A 22,565-nucleotide genomic window follows, 5' to 3' on the forward strand; every position below is an offset into this window, starting at 1 on the left:
GCCTCGTCCTCCCCTGATCGGGGAGCTCAGATAGGGCTGTGTGCAAGTCTGCGAATGCGACCGCTTGCCCCGGCACGGGTCCTCGCCGGGGCAAGCCGCATGTCATCCGTTGTCGCGGGCCAGAAGTCCGCTTTCCCAGCCGAGCATCGCCCGCTTGCGGGTGATGCCCCAGTGATAGCCGGTGAGAGCCCCGGACTTGCCGACCACCCGGTGGCACGGCACGACGAAGGAGATCGGGTTGCGCCCGACCGCCGCCCCGACGGCCCGGGCCGCCTTCGGCGCACCGATGCGCCCGGCGACGCTGGCATAGGTGGTCGCCTGTCCCACGGGGATCGTCAGCAGCGTTTCCCAGACCCGGATCTCGAAATCCGTCCCGATCAGCACCACCCGCAACGGCCGCTCGCTCTGCCAATGGCCGGGCTCGAAGATGCGCCGGGCGAGCGACGCGGTCCGGTCGGGCGCCAGCCGGAAACTCGCCTTCGGCCAGCGCCGGCGCATGTCGTCCAGCGCCGCCGCCTCGCCGCCGTCGCCGGGTTCGGCAAAGCCGATGCCGGCGAGGCCCCGTTCGGTGGCCACGACCAGCGCCAGGCCGAAGGGCGTGGCGTGAAAACCGTAGTCGAAGGCGATGCCCGCGCCCTTGGCCTTGTAGGCGCCCGGCGACTGGGCTTCGTGCTTGACGAAGAGGTCGTGCAGCCGCGACGGGCCGGACAGGCCCACCTCGAAGGCGGCGTCCAGCAGCGACGCCCCGCCGTCAAGCAGGCGGCGGGCATGGTCCATGGTGACGGCCTGCAGGAAGGCCTTCGGCGTCAGCCCGGCCCAGCGGCGGAACACGGCGGTCAGCGCCTCTTCCGAACGGCCGAGCGCGGCAGCAATCTCGCCGAGGCTCGGCTGCTCGCTGTAATGGGTCGAGATGAACTCGATGGCGCGGCGGACCGTCTCGTAATCGCCGAGGCTCTCCTGGCTGGCGGATGGCGTGATCACGACGGGGTCGGTTCGGACCGTGTCGGGTGCGATCGACAACATGGCAATTCTCCCTTGCTGGCCGATCATCGCCTCCACGGGCGGCGTCCGCCACCCGTTTTCCGACAATCGGCAACATGGAGACGCCAGCCGGTCAGCGGCCCTTGGCGGTCAGCAGCGCGCGGTTGAATTCGCGCGCGAAGCTCTCGCGGTCGTCGGGATTGAGAAACCCGCCGATCTCGGTGGAGGCGGTCTTGGAATCGACGCTCATCCGGGTGATGCCGATCTCGTCATGCCGGTCCACCTTGAACCGTGCCCAGAACGGGTTGTGATGGGTCTCGCGGACCTCGCCGCGCGGCGAGATCTTGCGGATCGCCAGGTCGGTCCGGGACACGGTGACCAGTTCGCGTGCCCTGGCCGAGCGGTAGCTGGCGCGAAACGCCCACCAGATCAGCAGCACGTCGACGCCGAAGAAGCCGAAGACCGGCCAGGCGCCCTTGGCGACGAAGGCGATGCCGGTGACGAGGCTGACCCCGCCGACAAAGGCCATGAGGATGTTGAAGCCGCGCCGGCCGAGCGAGCGGTAGGGCGTCAGCAAGGCCTCGAAGATCGGCCGTTCCGACGCGGCGTCGGCCTGACCTGTGCCATCGCGATTGTCAGTCACGGCGTCGTCTCGCTATAGGGCAACGATGAGCGACAAGATTGGACCATCCGGCCAAGGGGTCAAGCGCGGCAAAAGCGACGCACCGCCGCGCACGGCCAGTGCCAAGCGTCCGGCCAAGGCGGCGACGCGTCGCCCGGCCCGGCCGCGCCGCGTGAAGATTCCCTATTCGCAAGAGGAGATCACCGAGATCTTCCGGCGCTTCTCGGTGCAGCGGCCCGAGCCCGTGTCAGAGCTCGCCTACACCAATCCGTTCACGCTACTGGTCGCCGTCGTCCTGTCGGCGCAGGCGACCGATGCCGGCGTCAACAAGGCAACGCGCGAACTGTTTCGCGTCGCCGACAATGCAGCCGCCATGGCGGCGCTGGGCGAGGATGCGATCCGCGAGCATATCCGCACCATCGGGCTCTATCGCAACAAGGCAAAGAACGTCGCCGCCCTCGCCGAGACGCTGGTGGCGCAGCATGGCGGGGAGGTGCCCGGCGACCGCGCCGCGCTAGAGGCCCTGCCCGGCGTCGGCCGCAAGACCGCCAGCGTCGTCCTCAACGTCGCCTTCGGCGAGGAGACGCTGGCCGTCGACACCCACATCTTCCGGATCGGCAACCGGTTGAAGCTGGCGCCCGGCGCAACGCCCGAGGCGGTGGAACAGGGCCTGCTGCGGATCATCCCGCAGCCCTACCGCCGCCATGCCCATCACTGGCTGATCCTGCACGGCCGCTATGTCTGCAAGGCGCGCAAGCCGGACTGCGAGGCCTGCGTCATCGCCGATCTCTGCAAGGCCGAGATCAAGACGAACGACGTTCCGGCGCCGCTGCATCCGATCCCCTGACGCGGCGCGCGGTCCGGTCCGCCTGGATCGGCAGGCCGCCGGCCTTCGCCGCGATGCGCTGGTGCAGATGCACCATCAGCGCTGCCGCAAAGAGCGGCGTCAGCAGATTGACGATCGGGATCGCCAGGAAGCCGGCGATCAAGAGGCCGGCCATGAACACCGTGCCGCCATGGCGCGAACGGATCGCCTTGGCCTCGTCTTCCGACCGGTAGCGCATGGCCGCGAACTCGAAATATTCGCGGCCGAGCAGATAGCCGTTGACCAGGAAGAAGGCGGCGATGTTGACGCCGGGCACGAGCAGCAGCACCAGCGCCAGCAGATTGCCGAGGATGACGACGCCGAAGAACTTCACCGACAGGACGAGCCCCGGCAGGAAGGCCATCGCCGTGCCGGTCGGGGCATCGGGGTAGCTCTCGCGCTCGACCACCACCGCGACGTCGTCGAGGAACAGGCTGGCGATGACCGCGCTGATCGGGCCGATCAGGAAGGCCAGCAGCACCGCCAGGAGCAGGCCGGCGGCCCAGCCGGCGAGCGTGCCGGCCTGATCGAGCCAGCTCAGATCATTCGGGAAGAGGTTGGACAGGAACGGCACGGCGAAGATCTCGGCGATGGCGCCGATGCCGAACCAGAGCGCCACGAGCACCACGGCCGTCAGCCCAAGTGTCTTCCACAGGGCTGCCCGGAACGGCGGCGAGAAGATGTCGGCGAGCGCAAGCCGGGCGGCAGTGAAGATCATCGGGCGTCCTTTCCGTCATGCCGAGATAGGGATGCCGACGAGCCCTGACAACGCGGGTGACAGCGCCCCGCGATCCCGCCGCTCTGGCCATTTCGGCCCCCGCGGGTTAACCAGACGGCACGCTTCAACGACAGGATGGACCATGGCAGAATACGACGTTCTGACGATCGGCAATGCGATCGTCGACATCATCGCGCGGGCCGACGACGCCTTTCTGGAACGCGAAGGCGTGCAGAAGGCCGGCATGACGCTGATCGACGCCGAACGCGCCGAGCATCTCTACGACGCCATGGGTCCGGGCACAGAGACCTCGGGCGGCAGCGCCGGCAACACCATCGCCGGGCTGGTCAGCCTCGGCGGCACGGGCGCCTATATCGGCAAGGTCGCCAACGACCAGCTCGGCCGGATCTTCACCCACGACATCCGCGCGCTGGGCGTCAAGTTCGACACCACGCCGCTCGACACCACGCCGCCGACGGCGCGCTGCATGGTCCTGGTCACGCCGGATGGCGAGCGCTCGATGAGCACCTTCCTCGGCGCCTGCACCGAGCTCGGGCCGCAGGACATCGACGCTTCGCTCGTGGCCGCCGCCAAGGTCACCTATTTCGAAGGCTATCTGTGGGATCCGCCCCGCGCCAAGGAGGCCATCGTCGCCGCCGCGAAGATCGCCCATGAGAACGGCCGCGAGGTCGCCATGACCCTGTCGGATTCCTTCTGCGTGCATCGCTACCGCGCCGAATTCCTCGACCTGATCCGCTCGGGCACGGTCGACATCGTCTTCGCCAACGAGGCCGAGGCCAAGGCGCTCTACGAGACCGAGGACATGGACGCGGCGATCGACGCGCTGGCCAAGGACGTCAAGCGCTTCGCCGCGGTCACCCGCAGCGAGAAGGGCTGTATCGTGGCCGAAGGCGACCAGCGGATCGCGGTGCCGGCCACGGCGATCGACAAGGTGGTCGACGCGACCGGTGCGGGCGACCTCTTCGCCGCCGGCTTCCTGCGCGGCTATACGATGGGCCTGGACCACGAGAAGTCGGCACGGCTCGGCGTCGCGTCGGCCGGCCACATCATCGGCCAGATCGGCCCGCGGCCGCAGCTGCCGCTGACCGAGCTGGACGCCGTGAAGGCCGTCCTGAACGGCTGACAAGACCTGTGGCCGGCCGCCTGGCGAGGGGCGGCCGGTCGCGGCAAGGACAATGACGACGAACGACCACAGAGGGGGAACCGGCATGCTCAGATGGGGAATTCTGTCCACCGCCAAGATCGGGCGGGAACATGTGATGCCCGCGATCGCCAAGGCGACCAATGGCCGGCTGGCGGCGATCGCCAGCCGTGACGTGGAGCGGGCACGCGAAGTCGCCGAGATGTTCAGCATCCCGCGCGCCTATGGCAGCTACAACGAGCTCCTCGCCTCCGACGAGGTCGACGTGATCTACGTCCCGTTGCCGACGTCCCAGCACGCCGAATGGACGCTGAAAGCGATCGAGGCCGGCAAGCACGTCCTGTGCGAAAAGCCGATGGGTATGACCGCCGCGGAGATCGCGGCGATCGCGGATGCGGCGAAGGCGGCCGGCGTCACGGTGTCCGAGGCCTTCATGGTCACCTATCACCCGCAATGGGCCAAGGTGCAGCAGCTGATCGCCGACGGCGCGATCGGCCGGCTGGTGCATATCGAGGCGGCCTTCAGCTACTACAATGTCGACGCCGCCAACATGCGCAACCGGCCCGAGCTGGGCGGCGGCGCACTGCGCGACATCGGCGTCTATCCCATGGTCACCAGCCGCTTCGCGACCGGCATGGAACCGGTGCGGGTGCGCGCCAAGGTGGTCACGGATGCCGAGTTCGGCACCGATTCCTTCGTCACCGGCACGGTGGATTTCGGCGACTTCGAGATGAGCGTGTATCTGGGCACCCGCATGGCCAACCGGCAGGGCATCGTTTTCCACGGCCAGGACGGCTTCATCGAGCTCGCCGCGCCGTTCAACGCCAGCCTCTATGACGGCGACAAGGTGTTCCTGCACGACCGCACGCACCGCCATACCGAGACCTTCCGCTTCCCCGGCATCGACCAGTACCGGCTGCAGGTGGAGAGCTTTGCCGACGCGATCGCCGGCAAGGGTATCGAACTGTTCTCGCTGGAATCCAGCCGCCGCAACCAGGCGGCGATCGACGCCCTGTTCGAGGCCGGCCGGACCGGCGACTGGGTCGCGGTTTCCGGCTGACGGCCACGAAAACGGCATAAGCCTGCGTCAGTCTTCGCACGATGATCCGGGCAGGCGTCTCGCCGCGCCCGGATTCTTCCTGCAAGCCTCGGTCCACCTGCGCCCGATAGGCTCGCGGACGCGACGACGGGGGAAGACGAGGCTGATGACGGCAACGGGCAAGACGCGGACACGCACGGCGGCGGGCGCGCTTCTGGTCGCGGCGATGATGGCATGCACGGCCGCCGCGGCCGAGCCGACCGCCAAGCAGATCTTTGGCAGCCAGCATGCGGCGGCGGCGCTGCCCTCGGCCAGCTACGGCTTCTATTCCAAGGGCTGTCTCGCCGGCGCGGCGCAGCTGCCCGCCGATGGCCCGACATGGCAGGCGATGCGCCTGTCGCGCGATCGCCGCTACGGCCACCCCAACACCATCGACTTCCTCGAGCGTCTCTCCCGTGAGGCGGCGGCGCGCGGCGTCTGGCCCGGCCTTCTCGTCGGCGACATCTCGCAGGCCCGCGGCGGCCCGATGCCGTCCGGCCATGCCTCGCACCAGATCGGCCTCGATGCCGACATCTGGCTGCAGCCGATGCCGGCCCGCCGGCTGACGCCGGAGGCCCGCGAGGACTTTCCGTTCCGCTCGGTGCTGAAGCCCGGCACCTTCCAGGTCGACGACCGGGTCTGGACCTCGAACTATCGCGACCTCATCCGGATGGCCGCCGAGGACCCCAGGGTGCAGCGCATCTTCGTTCATCCGGGCATCAAGAAGAAGCTGTGCGAGACCACGGGGCGCGAGCGCGCCTGGCTGAACAAGGTCCGCCCCTATTACGGCCATCACGAACATTTTCACGTGCGGCTGTTCTGCCAGCCCGGCTCGCCCGGCTGCACCGAGCAGCGCGCCACCGGCAGCGGCGATGGCTGCGGCGACCTCGACTGGTGGTTCGACGTGGCGCTGCAGCCGCCCAAGCCCGGCGGCAAGCCGGCCAAGCCGAAGCCGCCGATGATGCTGGCCGACATGCCCAACGCCTGCCGCCAGGTCGCCAACGCACCGGCCCTCTTCGACGGCAGCGGCGTGGTGGCTGCCAGCATGGCCGCCCCGGCCGGGGCGCTGGGCTATGCACCCGAAGTGCGGATTCCGATCCCGACCAACCGACCGATCCGCTGAACCGCATCGGTCCGTCCTACGGGCCGCTGCCGGCCACGTGGGACGGGCCGACGCCGGCGCATGCGGCGGATCGGCGTTTTGCCTTCGTCACGGCAATGGCCTATGTGGCAATCATACGAATCGATTGAAGCGGGCATTCCCATGGCAGGCAAGCGCGACGAAAACGACGCGTTGAAATTTCCGATCCTGATCGGCGATATCGGCGGCACCAATGCGCGCTTTTCCCTGCTGGTCGACGCCTTCGCCGATCCCAAGCCGTTCCCGGTGATCCAGACCGCCGATTTCGAGACGATCGACGACGCCATCCAGGCGACGGTTCTGGACAAGACCTCCATCCAGCCGAAATCGGCGGTTCTGGCGGTCGCCGGCCCGGTGGACGGCGACGAGATCGACCTGACCAACTGCCCCTGGGTGGTGCGGCCGCGCAAGATGCTGGCGGAACTCGGGATCGAGGAGGTCATCGTCCTCAACGATTTCGAAGCGCAGGCGCTGGCGATCTCCGCGCTGGGGGATGCCTCGCGCTCGCAGATCGGCGGCGGCACCGTCCATGAAGGCGCCAGCCGCGCCGTGCTCGGCCCCGGCACCGGCCTCGGCGTCGCCGGGCTGGTGCGCGCCCGCAGCATGTGGATCCCGGTCGCCGGCGAAGGCGGCCATATCGATCTCGGCCCGCGCACGCCCCGCGACTACGCGATCTGGCCGCATCTGAAGACCATCGAGGGACGGGTGTCGGGCGAACAGGTCCTGTGCGGCCGCGGCCTCGTCAATCTCTACGAGGCGATCTGCGCCGCCGACGGCGTCGACCCGGTCCACAGCTCGCCCGCCGAGATCACCGAGGCCGCCGTCAACCGCAAGGACGTGCCCTCGGCCGAAGCCGTCGACCTTTTCGCCACCTATCTCGGCCGCGTCGCCGGCGACATCGCGCTTCTCTTCATGGCCCGCGGCGGCGTCTATATCGCCGGCGGCATCTTCCAGCGCATCATCCCGATCCTGAAGGCCGACCAGGTCCGCGCCGCCTTCGAGGACAAGGCTCCGCACAGCGCGCTGATGCGCGAGATCCCGCTCTTCGTGGTGACCGAGCCGCTGGCCGCGCTGGCCGGCCTCGCCGCCTTTGCGCGCACGCCGCGCTTCTTCGGGCTGGAGACCACCGGACGCCGCTGGGTCGCCTGACCAGGGCCCCGCCCGGGGTCTTGCGGGAGGCGATCCGTCCATTGCCATTGCGCATGCCGCCGCTCGGCGCTACGTCGCAGCGCGGTCGTACCCGTTCCCAGGCGAAGGAAACCCCATGGCGCTCAAAGTCGCGGTCCAGATGGACCATGTCTCCTCGATCTCGATCAAGGGCGATTCCACCTTCGCCCTCTGCCTGGAAGCGCAGAACCGCGGCCACAGCCTGTTCCACTACACGCCCGACCGGCTGTCGCTGCGCGACGGCCGTGCCACGGCCCGCGGCGAGGCGCTGGAACTGCGCGAGGAAGAGGGCAATCATTTCAGCCTCGGGCCCCAGGAAAAGGTCGATCTGGCCGAGATGGACGTCGTCCTCCTGCGCCAGGACCCGCCCTTCGACATGGCCTACATTACCTCGACCCATATTCTCGACCGCATCCACCCGAAGACGCTGGTCGTCAACGACCCGACCTCGGTGCGCAACGCGCCGGAGAAGATCTTCGTCACCGAATTCGCCGACCTGATGCCGGAGACGCTGATCACCAAGGACCCGGAAGAGGTCATGGCCTTCCGCGCCGAATTCGGCGACATCGTCATGAAGCCGCTCTACGGCAATGGCGGCGCCGGCGTCTTCCACATCACCCCGGACGACCGCAACCTGACCTCCTTCCTGGAGACCTTCGGCCTTCTGTTCCGCGAGCCGTTCATCGTGCAGCGCTATCTGAAGGACGTGCGCAAGGGCGACAAACGGATCATCCTGGTCGACGGCGAGTTCGCCGGTGCGATCAACCGCGTGCCGGCCGAGACCGACACCCGTTCCAACATGCATGTCGGCGGCCAGGCGACGCCGACCGAGCTGACACCCCGCGAACGCGAGATCTGCGAGCGCATCGGACCGGCGCTGCGCGAGCGCGGCCTGATCTTCGTCGGCATCGATGTGATCGGCGATCTCCTGACCGAGATCAATGTCACCTCCCCGACTGGCATCCGCGAGGTGAAGCGCTTCGGCGGCGCCGATATCGCGGCGGTCCTGTGGGACGCGATCGAGGCGAAGCGCTGACCTGTTGCCGCTACGGAAGATGAACGCCGGATAACAGGTTCGTTCGGGAACCGTTCGGACTGACTGTGGCTTACTGCAGCAAGAGAACCGGAGAGGTTCCGGCTCAGTCCGAGGGAACGCCATGAACAAGATGCTCTTTGCAGCGCTCGCGGTCGCGAGCGCCATCACGCTGCCGGCGAGCGCACAGGCGCAGTCGCGTGCGATCGCCACCACCGACGTCAATCTGCGCGCCGGACCGTCGACCTCCTATCCCGCCGTCAACGTCGTCGGCGCCGGCGACCGGGTCCGCGTCTTCGGTTGCCTCGACACCCGCGCCTGGTGCGATGTCGGCTATGACGGCCAGCGCGGCTGGATGTCATCCAACTATCTCGCCGACGCCCGCGAGCGCCGCTATACCGGCCCGCGCTATGTCGACCGGATGGACGCCCCGGTCATCTCCTTCTCGATCGGCCGCTACTGGGACGACCATTATCGCGGCCGCAATTTCTATCGCGATCGTGACCGCTACGACGATCGCCGGGGCCGCCACCGCCGCGACTTCGATCGCCGTGACGACCGGCGTGATGCCCGCCGGGACTTCCGCGAAGACCGGCGCGAATTCCGCGAGGACCGGCGGGACGATCGCCGCGATTATCGCGAGGAACGCCGCGAGCGTCGCGACGAACGGCCGGTGCCCCTCTACCGGGTGGACTGAGGCCTCCCCACATTGAACGATGATCGAGGCGCGGGCGCCCCCCCGCGCCTCGATGCTTTTGCGGCTGTGAAACCGGGCCGCCATGCCGCCGAGGACCGCCTTGCCACCGATCGATCCCATCAAAAGCGCCGCTGACCTGCCGGAGAACGGGGTCGCCATCTGGCTGACCTTCCTGACCGATATCGGCGAGAGCGAGCGCGCCGCCTATCGCGGGCTTCTCGACCCGCATGAGACCGAGCGCCACGACCGCTACAAGGTGGCCGGCGCCCGCGACGAGTTCCTGGTCGGCCGGGCGCTGGTCCGCACCACCCTGTCGCGTTACCGCGACGTCGCGCCCGCCGACTGGCGCTTCGAGACCAACCGCCATGGCCGGCCCTCGATCGTCGGCGAGGCGGCCGGTGGCCTCGTGTTCAACCTCTCCCATACGCGCGGCCTCGTCGCACTGGCCGTCTCCAGGGGCTGCGAGATCGGCATCGACGTGGAGGCGGTCGGCCGGGAAAGCGCCACCTTCGATCTGGCCGGGCGCTATTTCTCGCCGACCGAAGCCGAATGGGTGCGCGCGGCGACCGGCCCGGCGCTGGCCGAGCGCTTCTTCGCGGTCTGGACCCTGAAGGAAGCCTATATCAAGGCCCGCGGCATGGGGCTGGCCTTGCCGCTGGACGGCTTCTCCTTCGCCCTCGACGACGCCACCGACCGGCCGACCATCGCCTTCCATGAAGGCTGCCAGGACGATCCGGCCCGCTGGGCCTTCCTGCGCCGGCGCGTCTCGCAGGATCACCGCCTGGCCTTCGCGGCCTCGCCGCCGGACCGGATCAACGCCGTGCGGGTCCTGCGCACCGTCCCGCTGTCGGGCTCCGTTACCGATATCGATGCCACGGACGGCGCATCGTGAAGCTCTTCGCCGTCGCCGACCTGCATCTCGGTCACCCGGCCAATCGCGAGGCGATCCACGAGATCGCCGCGCATCCGGAGGATTGGCTGATTCTGGCCGGCGACGTCGGCGAGACCGAGCGCCATCTGGATCTGGCCCTCGACGTCCTCCAGCCGAAATACCGGCAAATCGTCTGGGTGCCGGGCAATCACGAACTCTGGGCCGTGGCCACCGAGGGCGTGCCGCTGCGCGGCGAGGCGCGCTATCACCACTTCGTCGAGCGCTGCCGGGCCCGCGGCGTGCTGACGCCCGAGGACGCTTATCCGGTCGTCGCCATCGACGGACAGGACGTGCGCATCGTGCCGATGTTCCTGCTCTACGACTATTCCTTCCGGCCCTCCGATGTCGCCCACGAGGACGCCGTCGCCTGGGCCCGCGAGGGCGGGCCGGTCTGCTCCGATGAGCAGTTCCTGCCGGCCGACCCTCACGCCAGCCGCAGCGCCTGGTGTGCGGCTCGCGTGTCGGCGACCGCGGCCCGCCTCGACGGGCTCGACGACGGCGTGCCTAATATCCTCGTCAATCACTGGCCGCTGCGCCGTGATCTGGCCCGCCTGCCGCGCATTCCGCGGTTCTCGATCTGGTGCGGCACCACCCGCACCGAAGACTGGCACACCCGCTACAACGCCCGCGCCGTGATCTCCGGCCATCTGCACATGCCCTCGTCCAGGACCATCGACGGCGTCGCCTTCGAGGAGGTCTCCTTCGGCTATCCCAAGCAATGGCGCGGTCGCCGCGAACCGGCCGACGCGCTGCGCCGCATCCGGATGTAGCCGGCTCACGAAAGCCTTGCGGCGCCTGGTAACGCGCTTGGCGCGGATCGGCGCTTGCGGGGAACAATCTTCGCCTCCCGCTGCCGGGCGGAGCATGCTGTGCGTCGTCGGCCCCGCACCCCGCGCCTATCTGTCGTCGCAACAGCTTGCATTTCCACGGAGACATCCATGTCGCAGATCACCATGGCAAGCCGCGCCCCCGGCAGCGGCGCCGTGAGCCCGGCCGCCTGGGTCGCGCTCGGCCTCGCCCTCATCGGCGCGCTGGGGCTCGGCTTCGGCCAGAGCTCGCGCATTGCCGCGCTCTTCGTCGTCGGCGGCGCCTTCGGCCTCGTCCTCTACCATGCCGCCTTCGGCTTCACCTCGGCCTGGCGCAACTTCATCCGCGACGGTCGCGGCCGGGGCCTGCGCGCCCAGATGGTGATGCTGGCCATCGTCGTCGCGCTGTTCTTCCCGGCGCTGGCCGCCGGCAGCTTGTTCGGCCAGGAGGTCTCGGGCTTCGTCTCGCCGGTCGGTACCTCGGTGCTGGTCGGGGCGTTCATCTTCGGCATCGGCATGCAGCTGGGCGGCGGCTGCGCCTCCGGCACGCTCTACACCGCTGGCGGCGGCAATGCCCGCATGCTGATCACGCTGGCCTTCTTCATCATCGGCTCGCTGCTGGCGACGATCCATTTCGACTGGTGGATGGCGCTGCCGGCCTTTGAACCGGTCTCGGTCGTCGAAAGCGTCGGCGCGCCGCTGGGCATCGTCCTGTCCTTCGCCGTCTTCGCGGCCATCGCGGCGGTGACGATCCTCGTCGAAAAGCGCCGCCATGGCAGGCTGGAGCAGGCCGACGCACCGAAGCGCCACGGTCTGGCGCGCTTTGCCCGCGGGCCGTGGCCGCTGGTCGCCGGCGCCATCGCGCTGGCGCTGCTCAACTTCGTCACGCTGGCGCTGGCCGGGCGCCCCTGGGGCATCACTTCGGCCTTCGCGCTGTGGGGCGCCAAGCTGTCGGAGCTCGGCGGTATCGATCCGTCCGCCTGGTTCTACTGGCAGCAGCCGGGCAATGCGGCGGCGCTGTCCTCCAGCATCTTCGCCGACATCACTTCGGTGATGAATATTGGCATCATCCTCGGCGCCCTCCTCGCCGCGGCCCTCGCCGGCCGGCTGGCGCCGAACTTCGCCATTCCGCTGCGCTCCATCCTGGCCGCGGCGATCGGCGGACTGATGCTGGGCTATGGCGCGCGAATCGCTTTCGGCTGCAATATCGGCGCGTATTTCGGCGGCATCGCCTCGGGCAGCCTGCATGGCTGGCTGTGGCTGGTCGCCGCCTATGCCGGCTCGGTTCTCGGCGTGCGCCTGCGGCCGTTCTTCTTCGTCGGCGAACGGCCGCACGTCACCAAGGACGCCTGACCGCACTCACCATCCACAGACCTTTCGAAAGGCCGTCGCGATCCCCTCGCGGCGGCCTTTTTGTGTGGTTGTCGCAAGACAGGCGATTAGGAATCCTGCCCTTCTCGAAGACGGCGCACGGGCCCGTGCAGACTCGGCTTGACTCTCCAGGGCCGCTCTGGAATCCATAGGAACATATCAGGAACAAACCTCTTGGTGAGGCGGAGCGATCGCGAATCCCTTGTGATCGAAGGAGAATCCTATGGCCTCGACCGATCCCGCCGCGCTGGCCGCCCCCCGGCGCGCGGCCCCGCCCGCGCCCGTTCGCCTGTATGGCACGGACCGGGACTTTGCTAGGAATCGTGCCCTGTCGGAGCTGCGCGAGAGCATCGCGCAGATCGAGGGCGAGCCGGTCTGCCGGCTGGAGAACACGGCTGCGGACACCCGCCACCAGGGCGACGCAGCAGCCGTGCGACGCGTGATGCCGAAGCTCCTGTCGCTCGGCGACGCCGCGGCCGATGCGGCGCTCGGCGGCGGCTTTCCGGCGGCGGGACTGGCCGAGATCCATCTCGACGAGACCCGCGACGGCGGCTCGCTCGCCGGCTTCGCGCTGGCGCTGGCGATCCGCTTCGGCGCACGCCCCGGCCGGCCGCTCCTGTGGATCGGCGACATGATGGCGTTTTCCGAGGCCGGGCTTCCCTATCTGCCGGGGCTCGCGAGCTTCGGCCTCGACCCCGCCGCGCTCTGCCTCGTCAAGACCCGCAAGCTCGACGAGGCGGCCTGGGCCGGCGAGGAAGCCGCCACCTCGCGAGCGCTGGCCATGGCGATCCTGGAGGTGCGCGGCAATCCCGCCCGGCTCGGCCTCGACGGCACCCGGCGGCTGCATCTGCGCGCCCGCGAGGCCGGCCTGCCGCTGCTGCTGCTGCGCCAGAGCGCCCGTCCCGAGGCCACCGCCGCGCCGCTGCGGCTGCGGATCCGGCCGGGGCCGGCGAGCCGCGTCGCCGATCTGGCCGACCGCGACAAGCTCATCGGCCACCCGGTCTTCGACGTCACGGTGGAGAAATCCCGCGACGGTCGCCCGCAGCATGTAGTCCTGGAGTGGAATTCCCATGAGCGACGTTTCGGCCCCCCGGCCCGTTCCGAACCGCTATCTCGCCCTCTCGTTTCCACGGCTGTCGACGGACCGGATCCGGCGCGAGCGGATGGGACGGTCGTGGCGCTCCGACGCGCCTCGTAAGGGAGCGGCCGGCGACGGCGACAGAAGCGTCCGCCCGGCGCCGCTGGCGCTCTACGAAACCGTCGGCAACGCCAACCGCATCGTGGCGACCTGCGAAGCGGCCGAGGCCATGGGGCTGGCGGCGGGCGGCGGCCTGGCCGAGGCGAAGGCGCGGTTTCCGGACATGGAGGTCATGCTTGCCGACCCGGCGGCCGACCGGCGGCTTCTGGAAGCGGTCGCCGACTGGTGCGACCGCTACACGCCGCTCGTCGCCCTCGACGCGCCGCACGGTCTCGTCCTCGACATTTCCGGCTGCGCCCATCTCTTCGGCGGCGAGAGGGCGCTGATGGACGACCTCTTGGTGCGGCTGTTCCATCAGGGCCTCGCCGCGCTCGCGGCGATCGCCAGCCATGCCGGCACCGCCCTGGCGCTGGTCGGCGGCGGCAGGGGGCGCGGCGGCGCCATCGTCGCCGAGAACGACGAACTGGCCGCCGTTTCGCCGCTGCCCGTCGCCGCGCTGCGGCTGGAGCCGCCGGTCGCGGCGATGTTTCGCCGTCTCGGCCTGAAGACCATCGACGCGCTGCTGGCGCTGCCCCGCGCCGGGCTGGCGCGGCGCTTCGGCGAAGATCTCCTCGCCCGCCTGGACACCGCGCTTGGCCGCGCCTCCCGGCCGATCAGCCCGCGCCGGCCGGTGCCGGACCTGACCGCCGAGCGGCGGCTGTTCGAGCCGATCAGCCTGACCGACGACGTCGAGCGCATCCTCCTGCTGCTCGCCGCACGGCTGAAGGGCGACCTGGAGCGGCGCGGCGTCGGGGCGCGGCAGCTCGAACTGTCGTTGTTCCGCGTCGACGGAGCGGTCAACCGGCTGGTGGTCGGCGCCTCGCGGCCGGTGCGCGAGCCCGCCGCCATCCAGCGCCTGTTCCGCGAGCGCATGAAGGGGCTCGGCGAGGAATTCGACGCCGGCTTCGGCTACGATCTCGTCAAGCTCGCCATCTACGCCACCGAGCCGATGCCGGACCTGCAGACCGACCTGTCCGGCGAGACCGTCGGCAGCGACGCCTTCGGCAGTCTCGTCGACCGGCTCGGGGCACGGCTCGGCGAGGCCAGCGTCCTGCGGCTCGACGCCGTCGCCAGCCACTGGCCCGAGCGGGCCGAGCGCTGGCAGCCGATGGCAGCGGGCTCGGCGGCGCTGGCAAGGCCGTCACCGGTCGCCGCGCCGCAGACGGCGCCGCGGCCGCTGCGGCTGCTCGCCATGCCGGAAGCGATCGAGGCGAGCTTCGAGGTGCCGGACGGCGCGCCGTTGAAATTTCGCTGGCGCCGGGCGCTGCACGTGGTGCGCCGGGCCGAGGGGCCGGAGCGCCTCGCCGGCGAATGGTGGCGCCAGCCCGACGCGGCGGCCCGCGACTATTACCGCGTCGAGGACGAGGCCGGCCGCCGCTTCTGGCTGTTTCGTGAGGGCTGCGCCGACCCGGCCGTCGATCCCGAACTGCAGGTGCCGGACGGACGCCCGGCCTGGTTCCTGCACGGCATCTTCGCATGAGGATCGAGCCTTATCGCGAGCCCCGGGCCTTTCCCGAGATCGGCGTCGCCAGCTGCTTTTCCTTCCTTGCCGGCGCGTCGCAGCCGGAGGAGCTGGTGGTCACCGCCCACCGCCTGGGGCTCGCCGGCCTCGGCATTGCCGACCGCAACACCGTGGCCGGCGTCGTGCGCGCCCATCAGGCCGCGCGCGAGGCGGAATTGCCCTATGCGCCCGGCGCCCGGCTGGTGTTTTCCGACGCGACGCCCGACATCTTCGCCTATCCGCGCGACCGCGCCGGCTGGGGCCGGCTCTGCCGGCTTCTGAGCCGCGGCAATCTGCGGGCGACCAAGGGCAGCTGCATCCTCACCCTTGCCGACCTTCTGGAATGGGGCGAGGGGCTGAACCTCGCGATGATCGCACCCCAGGCGCTCGGCTGCGGACAGGACGGCGACGCCGCGGCAATGGAGGCCGGCCTCGCCGACCCGCTACACCGGCTGCGCGAGGCCTTCGGCGGCGCCGTCCGCCTGGCGGTCGCGCCGGCTCATGACGGGCTCGACCAGCGCCGCATGGCACGGGCGGCGCATCTGGCCGCGCGCTGCCGCACGCCGATGCTGGCCACCAACGACGCCTTCCACCACGCGCCCGGCCGGCGCCGGCTGCAGGACGTGATGACCGCGATCCGCGAGCATGTGCCGCTGGCCGAGGCCGGTTTCCTGCTGGCGCGCAATGCCGAGCGGCACCTGAAGGCGCCGCACGAGATGGAGCGGCTGTTCCGCCATTCTCCCGAGGCGATCGCCGAGACCGGTCGGTTCTTCGCCGAGCTGCAGTTCGATCTGAAGAGCCTGGCCTACGAATATCCCGACGAGGCGCTGAAGCTGTCGCGCTCGCCGGCCGAGGAGTTGCGCCATCTCGCCCATGAGGGCGCCCGCTGGCGCTATCCGGAGGGCGTGCCGGCCAGCGTGACGACGCGGATCGACTACGAGCTGAAGATCATCGGCGAATTGCAGTACGAGCCGTATTTCCTCACCGTCCACCACATCGTGAAGGGCGCCCGCGAGAAGGGCATCCTGTGCCAGGGCCGCGGCTCGGCGGCCAATTCCGTCGTCTGCTTCTGCATCGGTGTCACCGAGGTCTCGCCGGAGCGGGCCGGCCTCCTGTTCGAGCGCTTCATCTCCTCGGACCGGCGCGAGCCGCCGGATATCGACATCGACTTCGAGCACGAGCGCCGCGAGGAGGTGATCCAGTACATCTACGAGCATTACGGCCGCGACAACGCCGCCATCGCCGCCACGGTCATCACCTACCGGGCGCGTTCGGCCGCCCGCGAGGTCGGCAAGGCGTTCGGCCTGTCGGAGGATGCGGTTTCGGCCTTGTCCGGCTCGGTCTGGGGCTATTCCTCCGCCGATCTCGGCGAGCGCGAGGCTGCCGCCGCCGGCCTGTCGGCCAAGGACGCCACCACCGCCAACGTCCTGTCCTTTTCCGCCGAGCTGTCCGGCTTTCCCCGGCATCTGTCCCAGCATGTCGGCGGCTTCGTCATCACCAAGGGCCGCATCGACGAGGTCGTGCCGATCCTCAACACCGGCATGGAGGGGCGCACCATCGTCGAATGGGACAAGGACGATCTCGACGAGCTCGGCATCCTGAAGATCGACATCCTGGCGCTGGGCATGCTGTCCTGCCTGCGCCGCGCCTTCGATCTCCTGCAGCAGCATTACGACCTGCCGCTGACGCTGGCCGACCTGTCCAAGGCGCAGGACGACCAGCCGACCTATGCGATGATCCAGCGCGCCGACACGCTGGGGGTCTTCCAGATCGAGAGCCGGGCGCAGATGACCATGCTGCCCAAGCTGCGGCCCGACTGCTTCTACGACCTGGTCATCGAGGTGGCCATCGTGCGGCCCGGCCCGATCCAGGGCGACATGGTCCACCCCTATCTGCGCCGCAAGATGGGGCTGGAGCCGGTCACCTTCCCCAAGGAGGAACTGCGCGAGGTGCTCGGCCGCACCCTCGGCGTGCCGCTGTTCCAGGAACAGGCGATGAAGATCGCCATCGTCGCGGCGGGCTTCACGCCGAACGAGGCCGACCGGCTGCGCCGCGCCATGGCGACCTTCCGGCGGGTCGGCACCATCCACACCTTCCAGAAGAAGATGGTCGAGGGCATGGTGGCGCGCGGCTACGAACGCGACTTCGCCGAGCGCTGTTTTAAGCAGATCGAGGGCTTCGGCGAATACGGCTTTCCCGAAAGCCACGCCGCCTCCTTCGCGCTGCTGGTCTACGCCTCTTGCTGGCTGAAATGCCATTACCCCGACGTCTTCGCCGCCGCTCTCCTGAACGCCCAGCCGATGGGCTTCTACGCGCCCTCGCAGATCGTGCGCGATGCCCGCGAGCACGGTGTCGAGATGCGGCCGGTCGACATCAACCGTTCCGGCTGGGACCAGTCGCTGGAGGCCGCCCCCTTCGATCCCGGACGGATGAAGGCCCGCAATGCCGGCATGCGCGACCACATCCGCACGCGCCACGCGGTCCGTCTCGGCTTCCGGCAGGTGAAGGGCCTCGGCGAGGCCGACATGCGCACGCTGGTCGAGGTCCGGGGCGCGGGCTACGATTCCGTGCGCGACCTGTGGCTGCGCTCCGGGCTGAAACGCGCGACCATCGAGCGGCTGGCCGATGCCGACGCCTTCGCCTCGCTGGGCTACAGCCGCCGCGACGCGCTGTGGGCCTGCCGGGCGCTCGACGCCAAGGGCTCGTCGGAGCGGCTGCCGCTGTTCGAGCAGGCGGCGACCCGCGACCTGCAGGCCGAGCCCGACGCGACGCTGCCGCCGATGCCGGTCGGCGAAGAGGTGATCAACGATTATCGCTTCCTGTCGCTGTCGCTGAAGGCGCATCCGGTGAGCTTCGTGCGCCGCGACCTGGATGCCCTGCGGGTCATCCCCGACGAACGGCTGGAGCGCCTGCGCTCGGGCAGCTGGGTCACGGTCGCCGGCCTCGTCCTGATCCGCCAGCGGCCCGGCTCGGCCAAGGGCGTCATCTTCATGACCATCGAGGACGAGACCGGCACCGCCAACATCATCGTCTGGCCGAAGGTCTTCGAAAGCCACCGCGCCCTCGTCCTGGGGGCCCGTTTCGTCAAAGTGACCGGCCGGATGCAGTCCGACCACGGGGTCATCCATGTCGTCGCCCAGACCATCGAGGACCTGACGCCGCTCCTGATGCGCGTTGCCGATGGCGGCGCGACGACGGACTACGCCCTGGCGCCGGCCGATCACGTGAAGAGCCCGCTGCGGCGGCCTTCCAGCCGTCCGGCCGGCCTTGCCCCCGATGCGGCCAAGGCCGGTGACGTGGACGCGGCGGAACTCGCCGTCTCGCTCGGCGCCGCCCTTGCCCGCGCCGACGAGGTGCGCCGGCCGATCGACGAGAAGCGGCTGGCCCACCGGCACCTGCGCATGGTGGCGGCAAGCGACGGCCCGATCCAGCGCAGCATGGCCGAACGCCAGAGCCGGGAGGTGCTGCCCAAGGGTCGCAATTTCCAATGATCCGGCCCGGCCGGAGCGATGTGGGCGCGGTCGTCACTTTCGTTCTGGCCGAAGCCCGGACGGCGCCTATCTGCCGATAAGGGCGCCACGAGGGGCGTCCGGAAATCCGGCGACCGCGCCATATCGAAAGGATGACGATGCCGGCATCGCGGCCGCTCACGACCGGGACCTTCAGCCGTCGCAGATTGCCCGCCGCCTTGCGGCCGGGCCGGGTCGCGCGTCTTGCCGCCCCGGCCGGACTGGCGCTCCTGGCCGGCTGCGCCGGACCGCAATCGGTCTTCGAGGGCGCCGGCGCCGAGGCCACCGACGTCGCCTTCCTGTTCTGGGTCATGCTAGTCGGATCGATCGCGATCTGGCTGTTTGTCATCGGCCTCGGGATCTACGCCACGAAGACCCGGCCCCGCGCCCATAGCGAGCGCACCGGCCTCTACCTGATCATCTGGGGCGGCGGCGTCTTTCCGGTCGTCGTCCTCGGCGGCCTGCTGATCTGGGGGCTCGCCATGATGCCGGAGCTGCGTCGCCCCGCAAACGGGCCGACCATCGCGGTCTCGGGCGAGCGCTTCTGGTGGCGCATCGCCTACGATGTCGAGGGCGAGCCGGGCGCGGTGCGCAGCCTGCCCGACGGCGGCATCGAGAGCGCCAACGAGCTCTGGCTGCCGCTCGGCCGGCGCACGGAAATCCTGCTCGGCAGCCCCGACGTGATCCATTCCTTCTGGGTTCCCGCCATCGCCGGCAAGACCGACGCCATTCCGGGCCGGGTCAACCGGCTGGTGCTCGAGCCGACCCGCGAAGGCGTCTATAACGGCGTCTGCGCCGAATTCTGCGGCGATGCCCATACCCAGATGGGGCTGCGCGTCGTGGTGGTGCCGCAGGCCGAGTACGACGCCCGCGTCGCGGCCCTGGCCCGGCCGGCTGCCGTCACCGACGATCCCGGCGCAGCGCTGTTCCTGAAGAATGGCTGCGGCGCCTGCCATACGGTCCGCGGCACCGAGGCCGACGGCCGCGTCGGCCCGGACCTGACCCACATCGCCTCGCGCCAGACCATCGCCGCCGGCCTGCTGCCGACGAATGTCGCCAATATCGCCCGCTTCATCCACTCCACCGATCACGTCAAGCCGGGCGTCGAGATGCCGTCCTTCGGCGTCCTGCCGGACACCGAGATCGACGCGATCGCCCAATGGCTCGGACGCCTCGAATGAGCGAGATACCCTTCGACAACCCGGCGATCACCGGCGCGAGCGATCGCGACCAGGAGGACCCGGCCGTCCGCCGCGAGCAGGAGGACCGGCTGCGCACGGTCTGGGCCGCCCCGAAGGGCTGGCGCTACTGGTCGGCGGTCAACAACACCGAAGTCGGCATCTGGTACACGGCGACGTCCTTCGCCTTCATGCTGTTTGCCGGCGTTCTCGGACTGATGATCCGCAGCCAGCTGGCGGTGCCTGAGAACGACTTCCTGACCGCGTCCTTCTACAATCAGGTCTACACGCTGCACGGCACCGTGATGATGTTCCTGTTCGCGGTGCCGATCTTCGAGGCCGTGGCGATCATCCTGCTGCCGCAGATGCTGGGGGCGCGCGACCTGCCCTTCCCGCGCCTGTCGGCCTTCGGCTACTGGTGCTTCCTGATCGGCGGCGTCTTCGTCTGCGGCTCGATCTTCTTCGATTCGGCCCCCGAGGGCGGCTGGTTCATGTATCCGCCGCTGACGACGCAGGAGCGGTTCTCGCCCGGCTACGGCCCGGACATCTGGCTCTTGGGCCTGTCCTTCATCGAGGTCGCATCGATCGCCGCGGCGGTCGAGCTGATCGTCGGCACGCTCAAATGCCGGCCGCCCGGCATGCGGCTCAACCTGATGCCGCTCTATGGCTGGTACGTGCTGGTCGTCGCGGGAATGATCCTCTTCGCCTTCCCGCCGCTGATCGCCGGCGACATCCTGTTCGAGCTGGAACGGCTGTTCAACTGGCCCTTCTTCGACCCGACGCGCGGCGGCGACCCGATGCTGTGGCAGCATCTGTTCTGGATCTTCGGCCATCCGGAGGTCTACATCGTCTTCCTGCCGGCCATCGCGCTGCTGGCGATGATCGTGCCGACCTTCGCCCAGCGTCCGATCCTCGGCTATTCCTGGATCGTCCTGGCGGCTGTGGGCACCGGCTTCCTGTCCTTCGGCCTGTGGGTCCACCACATGTACGCCACGGGCTTGCCGTCGATCTCGCTCGGCTTCTTCTCGGCGGCCTCGGAGGCGGTGGCGATCCCAACCGGCGTGCAGATCTTCGTCTTCCTGGCGACGCTCCTGACCGGCCGGGTGATCTATTCGGTGCCGATGCTGTTCGTCTCCGGCTTCCTGGCGATCTTCGTCATCGGCGGACTGACCGGCGTGATGATCGCGCTGGCCCCCTTCGACTGGCAGGCCCACGACACCTATTTCATCGTCGCTCATCTCCATTACGTGCTGATCGGCGGCATGCTGTTCCCGGTGGTGGCCGGCGTCTATTATTACTGGCCGCTCATCGGCGGGCGGAAAATGTCCGACCGCTTCGGCAAGATCGCCTTCTGGCTGATGTTCGTCGGCTTCAACGTCGCCTTCATGCCGATGCACTGGTCCGGCCTGATGGGCATGCCGCGACGGGTCTGGACCTATCCGGAAGCGCTGGGGCTCGAGATCCCCAACCTGATCTCGACAATCGGCGCCTTCGTCTTCGCCGCCGGCTTCCTGGTGGTGGTGGGCGATGTGCTGCGGCCACGCGGCAAGGAGCCCTACGCCAAGCGCAATCCCTGGAACGCCGGCACGCTGGAATGGCTCGGCGAGATGCCCGGCGAGAACTGGGGCGTGCGCTCGATCCCGCTGGTGCGCACCCGCTATCCGATCTGGGACCAGCCGAACTTCATCGACGATGTCGACAAGGGGCGGTTCTATCTGCCCGACGCCGTCGAGATGAAGCGCGAGACCATCGTCACCAGCGTTCTCGACGGGCGACCGATCCAGTGCCTGCGGGTGCCGGGGCCGACCTTCATGACCTTCTGGGCGGCGATCTTCCTCGGCGCGGTCTTCATCCTGGCGACGTTCCATTACTGGTACGCCACCATCGCCGCGATGGTGCTGGCGACGGCGGCGATCATCGTCTGGCTGTGGCGCGGCACCGCCGTGGTCCCGGAGAAGATGGAGAAGGACGTCGGACGCGGCCTGTCGCTGCCGCTCTATACGTCCGGCCCGCATTCGGTCGGCTGGTGGGCGATGTTCATCACCATGGTCGGCGACGGCACCGCCTTTGCCGGGCTCGCCTTCGGCTATTATTTCTTCTTCACCATCCATGCCGACTTCCCGCCGCCGGTCTCGGAAGGGCCGGGATTGCTCTGGCCGCTGGTGTCGCTGGGGCTGTTCGCGGCGGCCTGGATCGGCGCGCAGGCGGCGCTCGTCGCCAACAGCCGTGCGCATGTCGGCCTGTCGCGGCTCCTGATGGGCGGCGCGGCGGCGATCAGCCTGGCGGCCGCGGCGGCCCTGGTCTGGGCGCCCTACGCCACCAACATGGACCCCACGGTCCACGTCCATCCGGCGATCGTCTGGACACTGGTCATCTGGACCGCCGCCCATGGCGCGGTCGGCGCGCTGATGCTCGCCTACTGCCTCGCCCGTTCGCTGGCCGGAAAGCTGACGCCGGTCTTCGACATCGATATCCACAATGTGGCGCTCTACTGGCACTTCATGGCCGCGACCGCGTTGGCAACGGTGGTGACGATCTCGCTCTTCCCGCTCTTGGTCTAGGAGGCGA

At 69.3% G+C, this 22,565-nt stretch carries 18 protein-coding genes; 15 read left to right on the forward strand and 3 right to left on the reverse strand.

Annotated elements, in window-relative coordinates; translation table 11 throughout:
• Window positions 1-102: 102 nt before the first annotated feature.
• Together SI859A1_RS18305 and SI859A1_RS18310 are read right to left on the reverse strand one after the other, a co-directional pair.
• Complete coding sequence (locus SI859A1_RS18305) at window positions 103-1,023, reverse strand: bifunctional helix-turn-helix domain-containing protein/methylated-DNA--[protein]-cysteine S-methyltransferase (RefSeq protein WP_040326002.1); 921 nt, start codon at window positions 1,021-1,023, stop codon at window positions 103-105.
• Between the two features lie 91 nt (window positions 1,024-1,114).
• Complete coding sequence (locus SI859A1_RS18310) at window positions 1,115-1,624, reverse strand: DUF2244 domain-containing protein (protein ID WP_009211163.1); 510 nt, start codon at window positions 1,622-1,624, stop codon at window positions 1,115-1,117.
• Window positions 1,625-1,649: 25 nt separating this feature from the next.
• On the opposite strand from SI859A1_RS18310, the gene nth reads away from it, so the two are divergent.
• On the forward strand, window positions 1,650-2,450 hold the full coding sequence (nth, locus tag SI859A1_RS18315) for an endonuclease III (RefSeq protein WP_081451440.1): 801 nt from the start codon (window positions 1,650-1,652) through the stop codon (window positions 2,448-2,450).
• On the opposite strand, the gene SI859A1_RS18320 is transcribed toward nth, so the two are convergent.
• On the reverse strand, window positions 2,407-3,186 hold the full coding sequence (locus SI859A1_RS18320; protein ID WP_009211165.1) for a sulfate transporter family protein: 780 nt from the start codon (window positions 3,184-3,186) through the stop codon (window positions 2,407-2,409). The two genes, nth and SI859A1_RS18320, sit on opposite strands and share 44 nt — an antisense overlap.
• Window positions 3,187-3,328: 142 nt before the next feature.
• On the opposite strand from SI859A1_RS18320, the gene SI859A1_RS18325 reads away from it, so the two are divergent.
• From SI859A1_RS18325 to ctaD, 14 genes are all read left to right on the forward strand, one after another.
• On the forward strand, window positions 3,329-4,330 hold the full coding sequence (locus tag SI859A1_RS18325) for an adenosine kinase (RefSeq protein WP_009211166.1): 1,002 nt from the start codon (window positions 3,329-3,331) through the stop codon (window positions 4,328-4,330).
• An 85-nt stretch (window positions 4,331-4,415) separates the two neighbouring features.
• On the forward strand, window positions 4,416-5,408 hold the full coding sequence (locus SI859A1_RS18330; RefSeq protein ID WP_040326003.1) for a Gfo/Idh/MocA family protein: 993 nt from the start codon (window positions 4,416-4,418) through the stop codon (window positions 5,406-5,408).
• A gap of 145 nt (window positions 5,409-5,553) precedes the next feature.
• On the forward strand, window positions 5,554-6,549 hold the full coding sequence (gene mepA, locus SI859A1_RS18335; protein WP_009211168.1) for a penicillin-insensitive murein endopeptidase: 996 nt from the start codon (window positions 5,554-5,556) through the stop codon (window positions 6,547-6,549).
• A gap of 141 nt (window positions 6,550-6,690) precedes the next feature.
• The gene (locus SI859A1_RS18340) at window positions 6,691-7,716 is read left to right on the forward strand and encodes a glucokinase (protein WP_040326004.1); all 1,026 of its coding nucleotides are present in this window, start codon (window positions 6,691-6,693) and stop codon (window positions 7,714-7,716) included.
• Between the two features lie 115 nt (window positions 7,717-7,831).
• On the forward strand, window positions 7,832-8,770 hold the full coding sequence (gshB, locus tag SI859A1_RS18345) for a glutathione synthase (RefSeq protein ID WP_009211170.1): 939 nt from the start codon (window positions 7,832-7,834) through the stop codon (window positions 8,768-8,770).
• Window positions 8,771-8,891: 121 nt separating this feature from the next.
• Entirely contained in the window at window positions 8,892-9,464 is a 573-nt protein-coding gene (locus SI859A1_RS18350; RefSeq protein ID WP_009211171.1) for an SH3 domain-containing protein, read from the forward strand.
• Between the two features lie 100 nt (window positions 9,465-9,564).
• Window positions 9,565-10,356 carry a 4'-phosphopantetheinyl transferase family protein gene (locus SI859A1_RS18355; RefSeq protein ID WP_161600145.1) on the forward strand — a complete coding sequence of 264 codons (792 nt, stop codon included), beginning with the start codon at window positions 9,565-9,567 and terminating at the stop codon, window positions 10,354-10,356.
• Window positions 10,353-11,165 (forward strand): metallophosphoesterase family protein, encoded by an 813-nt coding sequence (locus SI859A1_RS18360; protein WP_009211173.1) that lies wholly within the window; start codon window positions 10,353-10,355, stop codon window positions 11,163-11,165. The genes SI859A1_RS18355 and SI859A1_RS18360 overlap by 4 nt, the downstream gene beginning before the upstream one ends.
• Before the next feature lie 168 nt (window positions 11,166-11,333).
• Window positions 11,334-12,554 (forward strand): YeeE/YedE family protein, encoded by a 1,221-nt coding sequence (locus tag SI859A1_RS18365; RefSeq protein ID WP_040326005.1) that lies wholly within the window; start codon window positions 11,334-11,336, stop codon window positions 12,552-12,554.
• A 241-nt stretch (window positions 12,555-12,795) separates the two neighbouring features.
• On the forward strand, window positions 12,796-13,770 hold the full coding sequence (locus SI859A1_RS22205; protein WP_009211175.1) for an ImuA family protein: 975 nt from the start codon (window positions 12,796-12,798) through the stop codon (window positions 13,768-13,770).
• Window positions 13,736-15,289 (forward strand): Y-family DNA polymerase, encoded by a 1,554-nt coding sequence (locus tag SI859A1_RS18375; RefSeq protein ID WP_085931404.1) that lies wholly within the window; start codon window positions 13,736-13,738, stop codon window positions 15,287-15,289. The genes SI859A1_RS22205 and SI859A1_RS18375 overlap by 35 nt, the downstream gene beginning before the upstream one ends.
• Complete coding sequence (locus tag SI859A1_RS18380) at window positions 15,286-18,801, forward strand: error-prone DNA polymerase (protein ID WP_009211177.1); 3,516 nt, start codon at window positions 15,286-15,288, stop codon at window positions 18,799-18,801. The genes SI859A1_RS18375 and SI859A1_RS18380 overlap by 4 nt, the downstream gene beginning before the upstream one ends.
• 137 nt (window positions 18,802-18,938) lie before the next feature.
• On the forward strand, window positions 18,939-20,000 hold the full coding sequence (locus SI859A1_RS18385; RefSeq protein ID WP_148233893.1) for a cytochrome c oxidase subunit II: 1,062 nt from the start codon (window positions 18,939-18,941) through the stop codon (window positions 19,998-20,000).
• Window positions 19,997-22,558, forward strand: a complete 2,562-nt coding sequence (gene ctaD, locus SI859A1_RS18390; RefSeq protein WP_009211179.1) for a cytochrome c oxidase subunit I — start codon at window positions 19,997-19,999, stop codon at window positions 22,556-22,558. Before SI859A1_RS18385 ends, ctaD begins: the two co-directional genes overlap by 4 nt.
• Window positions 22,559-22,565 lie beyond the last annotated feature (7 nt).

This window comes from Aurantimonas manganoxydans SI85-9A1 (assembly GCF_000153465.1).
Classification (GTDB): domain Bacteria; phylum Pseudomonadota; class Alphaproteobacteria; order Rhizobiales; family Rhizobiaceae; genus Aurantimonas; species Aurantimonas manganoxydans.

What these genes read in the sequence shown, in the direction of transcription:
- gshB (WP_009211170.1), top strand. Translation starts at nt 7,832, where the DNA reads ATGGCGCTCAAAGTCGCGGTCCAGATGGACCATGTCTCCTCGATCTCG.
- mepA (WP_009211168.1), top strand. Translation starts at nt 5,554, where the DNA reads ATGACGGCAACGGGCAAGACGCGGACACGCACGGCGGCGGGCGCGCTT.
- SI859A1_RS18330 (WP_040326003.1), top strand. Translation starts at nt 4,416, where the DNA reads ATGCTCAGATGGGGAATTCTGTCCACCGCCAAGATCGGGCGGGAACAT.
- SI859A1_RS18380 (WP_009211177.1), top strand. Translation starts at nt 15,286, where the DNA reads ATGAGGATCGAGCCTTATCGCGAGCCCCGGGCCTTTCCCGAGATCGGC.
- SI859A1_RS18365 (WP_040326005.1), top strand. Translation starts at nt 11,334, where the DNA reads ATGTCGCAGATCACCATGGCAAGCCGCGCCCCCGGCAGCGGCGCCGTG.
- ctaD (WP_009211179.1), top strand. Translation starts at nt 19,997, where the DNA reads ATGAGCGAGATACCCTTCGACAACCCGGCGATCACCGGCGCGAGCGAT.
- SI859A1_RS18340 (WP_040326004.1), top strand. Translation starts at nt 6,691, where the DNA reads ATGGCAGGCAAGCGCGACGAAAACGACGCGTTGAAATTTCCGATCCTG.
- SI859A1_RS22205 (WP_009211175.1), top strand. Translation starts at nt 12,796, where the DNA reads ATGGCCTCGACCGATCCCGCCGCGCTGGCCGCCCCCCGGCGCGCGGCC.
- SI859A1_RS18320 (WP_009211165.1), bottom strand. Translation starts at nt 3,186, where the DNA reads ATGATCTTCACTGCCGCCCGGCTTGCGCTCGCCGACATCTTCTCGCCG.
- SI859A1_RS18350 (WP_009211171.1), top strand. Translation starts at nt 8,892, where the DNA reads ATGAACAAGATGCTCTTTGCAGCGCTCGCGGTCGCGAGCGCCATCACG.
- SI859A1_RS18375 (WP_085931404.1), top strand. Translation starts at nt 13,736, where the DNA reads ATGGGACGGTCGTGGCGCTCCGACGCGCCTCGTAAGGGAGCGGCCGGC.
- SI859A1_RS18325 (WP_009211166.1), top strand. Translation starts at nt 3,329, where the DNA reads ATGGCAGAATACGACGTTCTGACGATCGGCAATGCGATCGTCGACATC.
- SI859A1_RS18385 (WP_148233893.1), top strand. Translation starts at nt 18,939, where the DNA reads ATGCCGGCATCGCGGCCGCTCACGACCGGGACCTTCAGCCGTCGCAGA.
- SI859A1_RS18305 (WP_040326002.1), bottom strand. Translation starts at nt 1,023, where the DNA reads ATGTTGTCGATCGCACCCGACACGGTCCGAACCGACCCCGTCGTGATC.
- nth (WP_081451440.1), top strand. Translation starts at nt 1,650, where the DNA reads ATGAGCGACAAGATTGGACCATCCGGCCAAGGGGTCAAGCGCGGCAAA.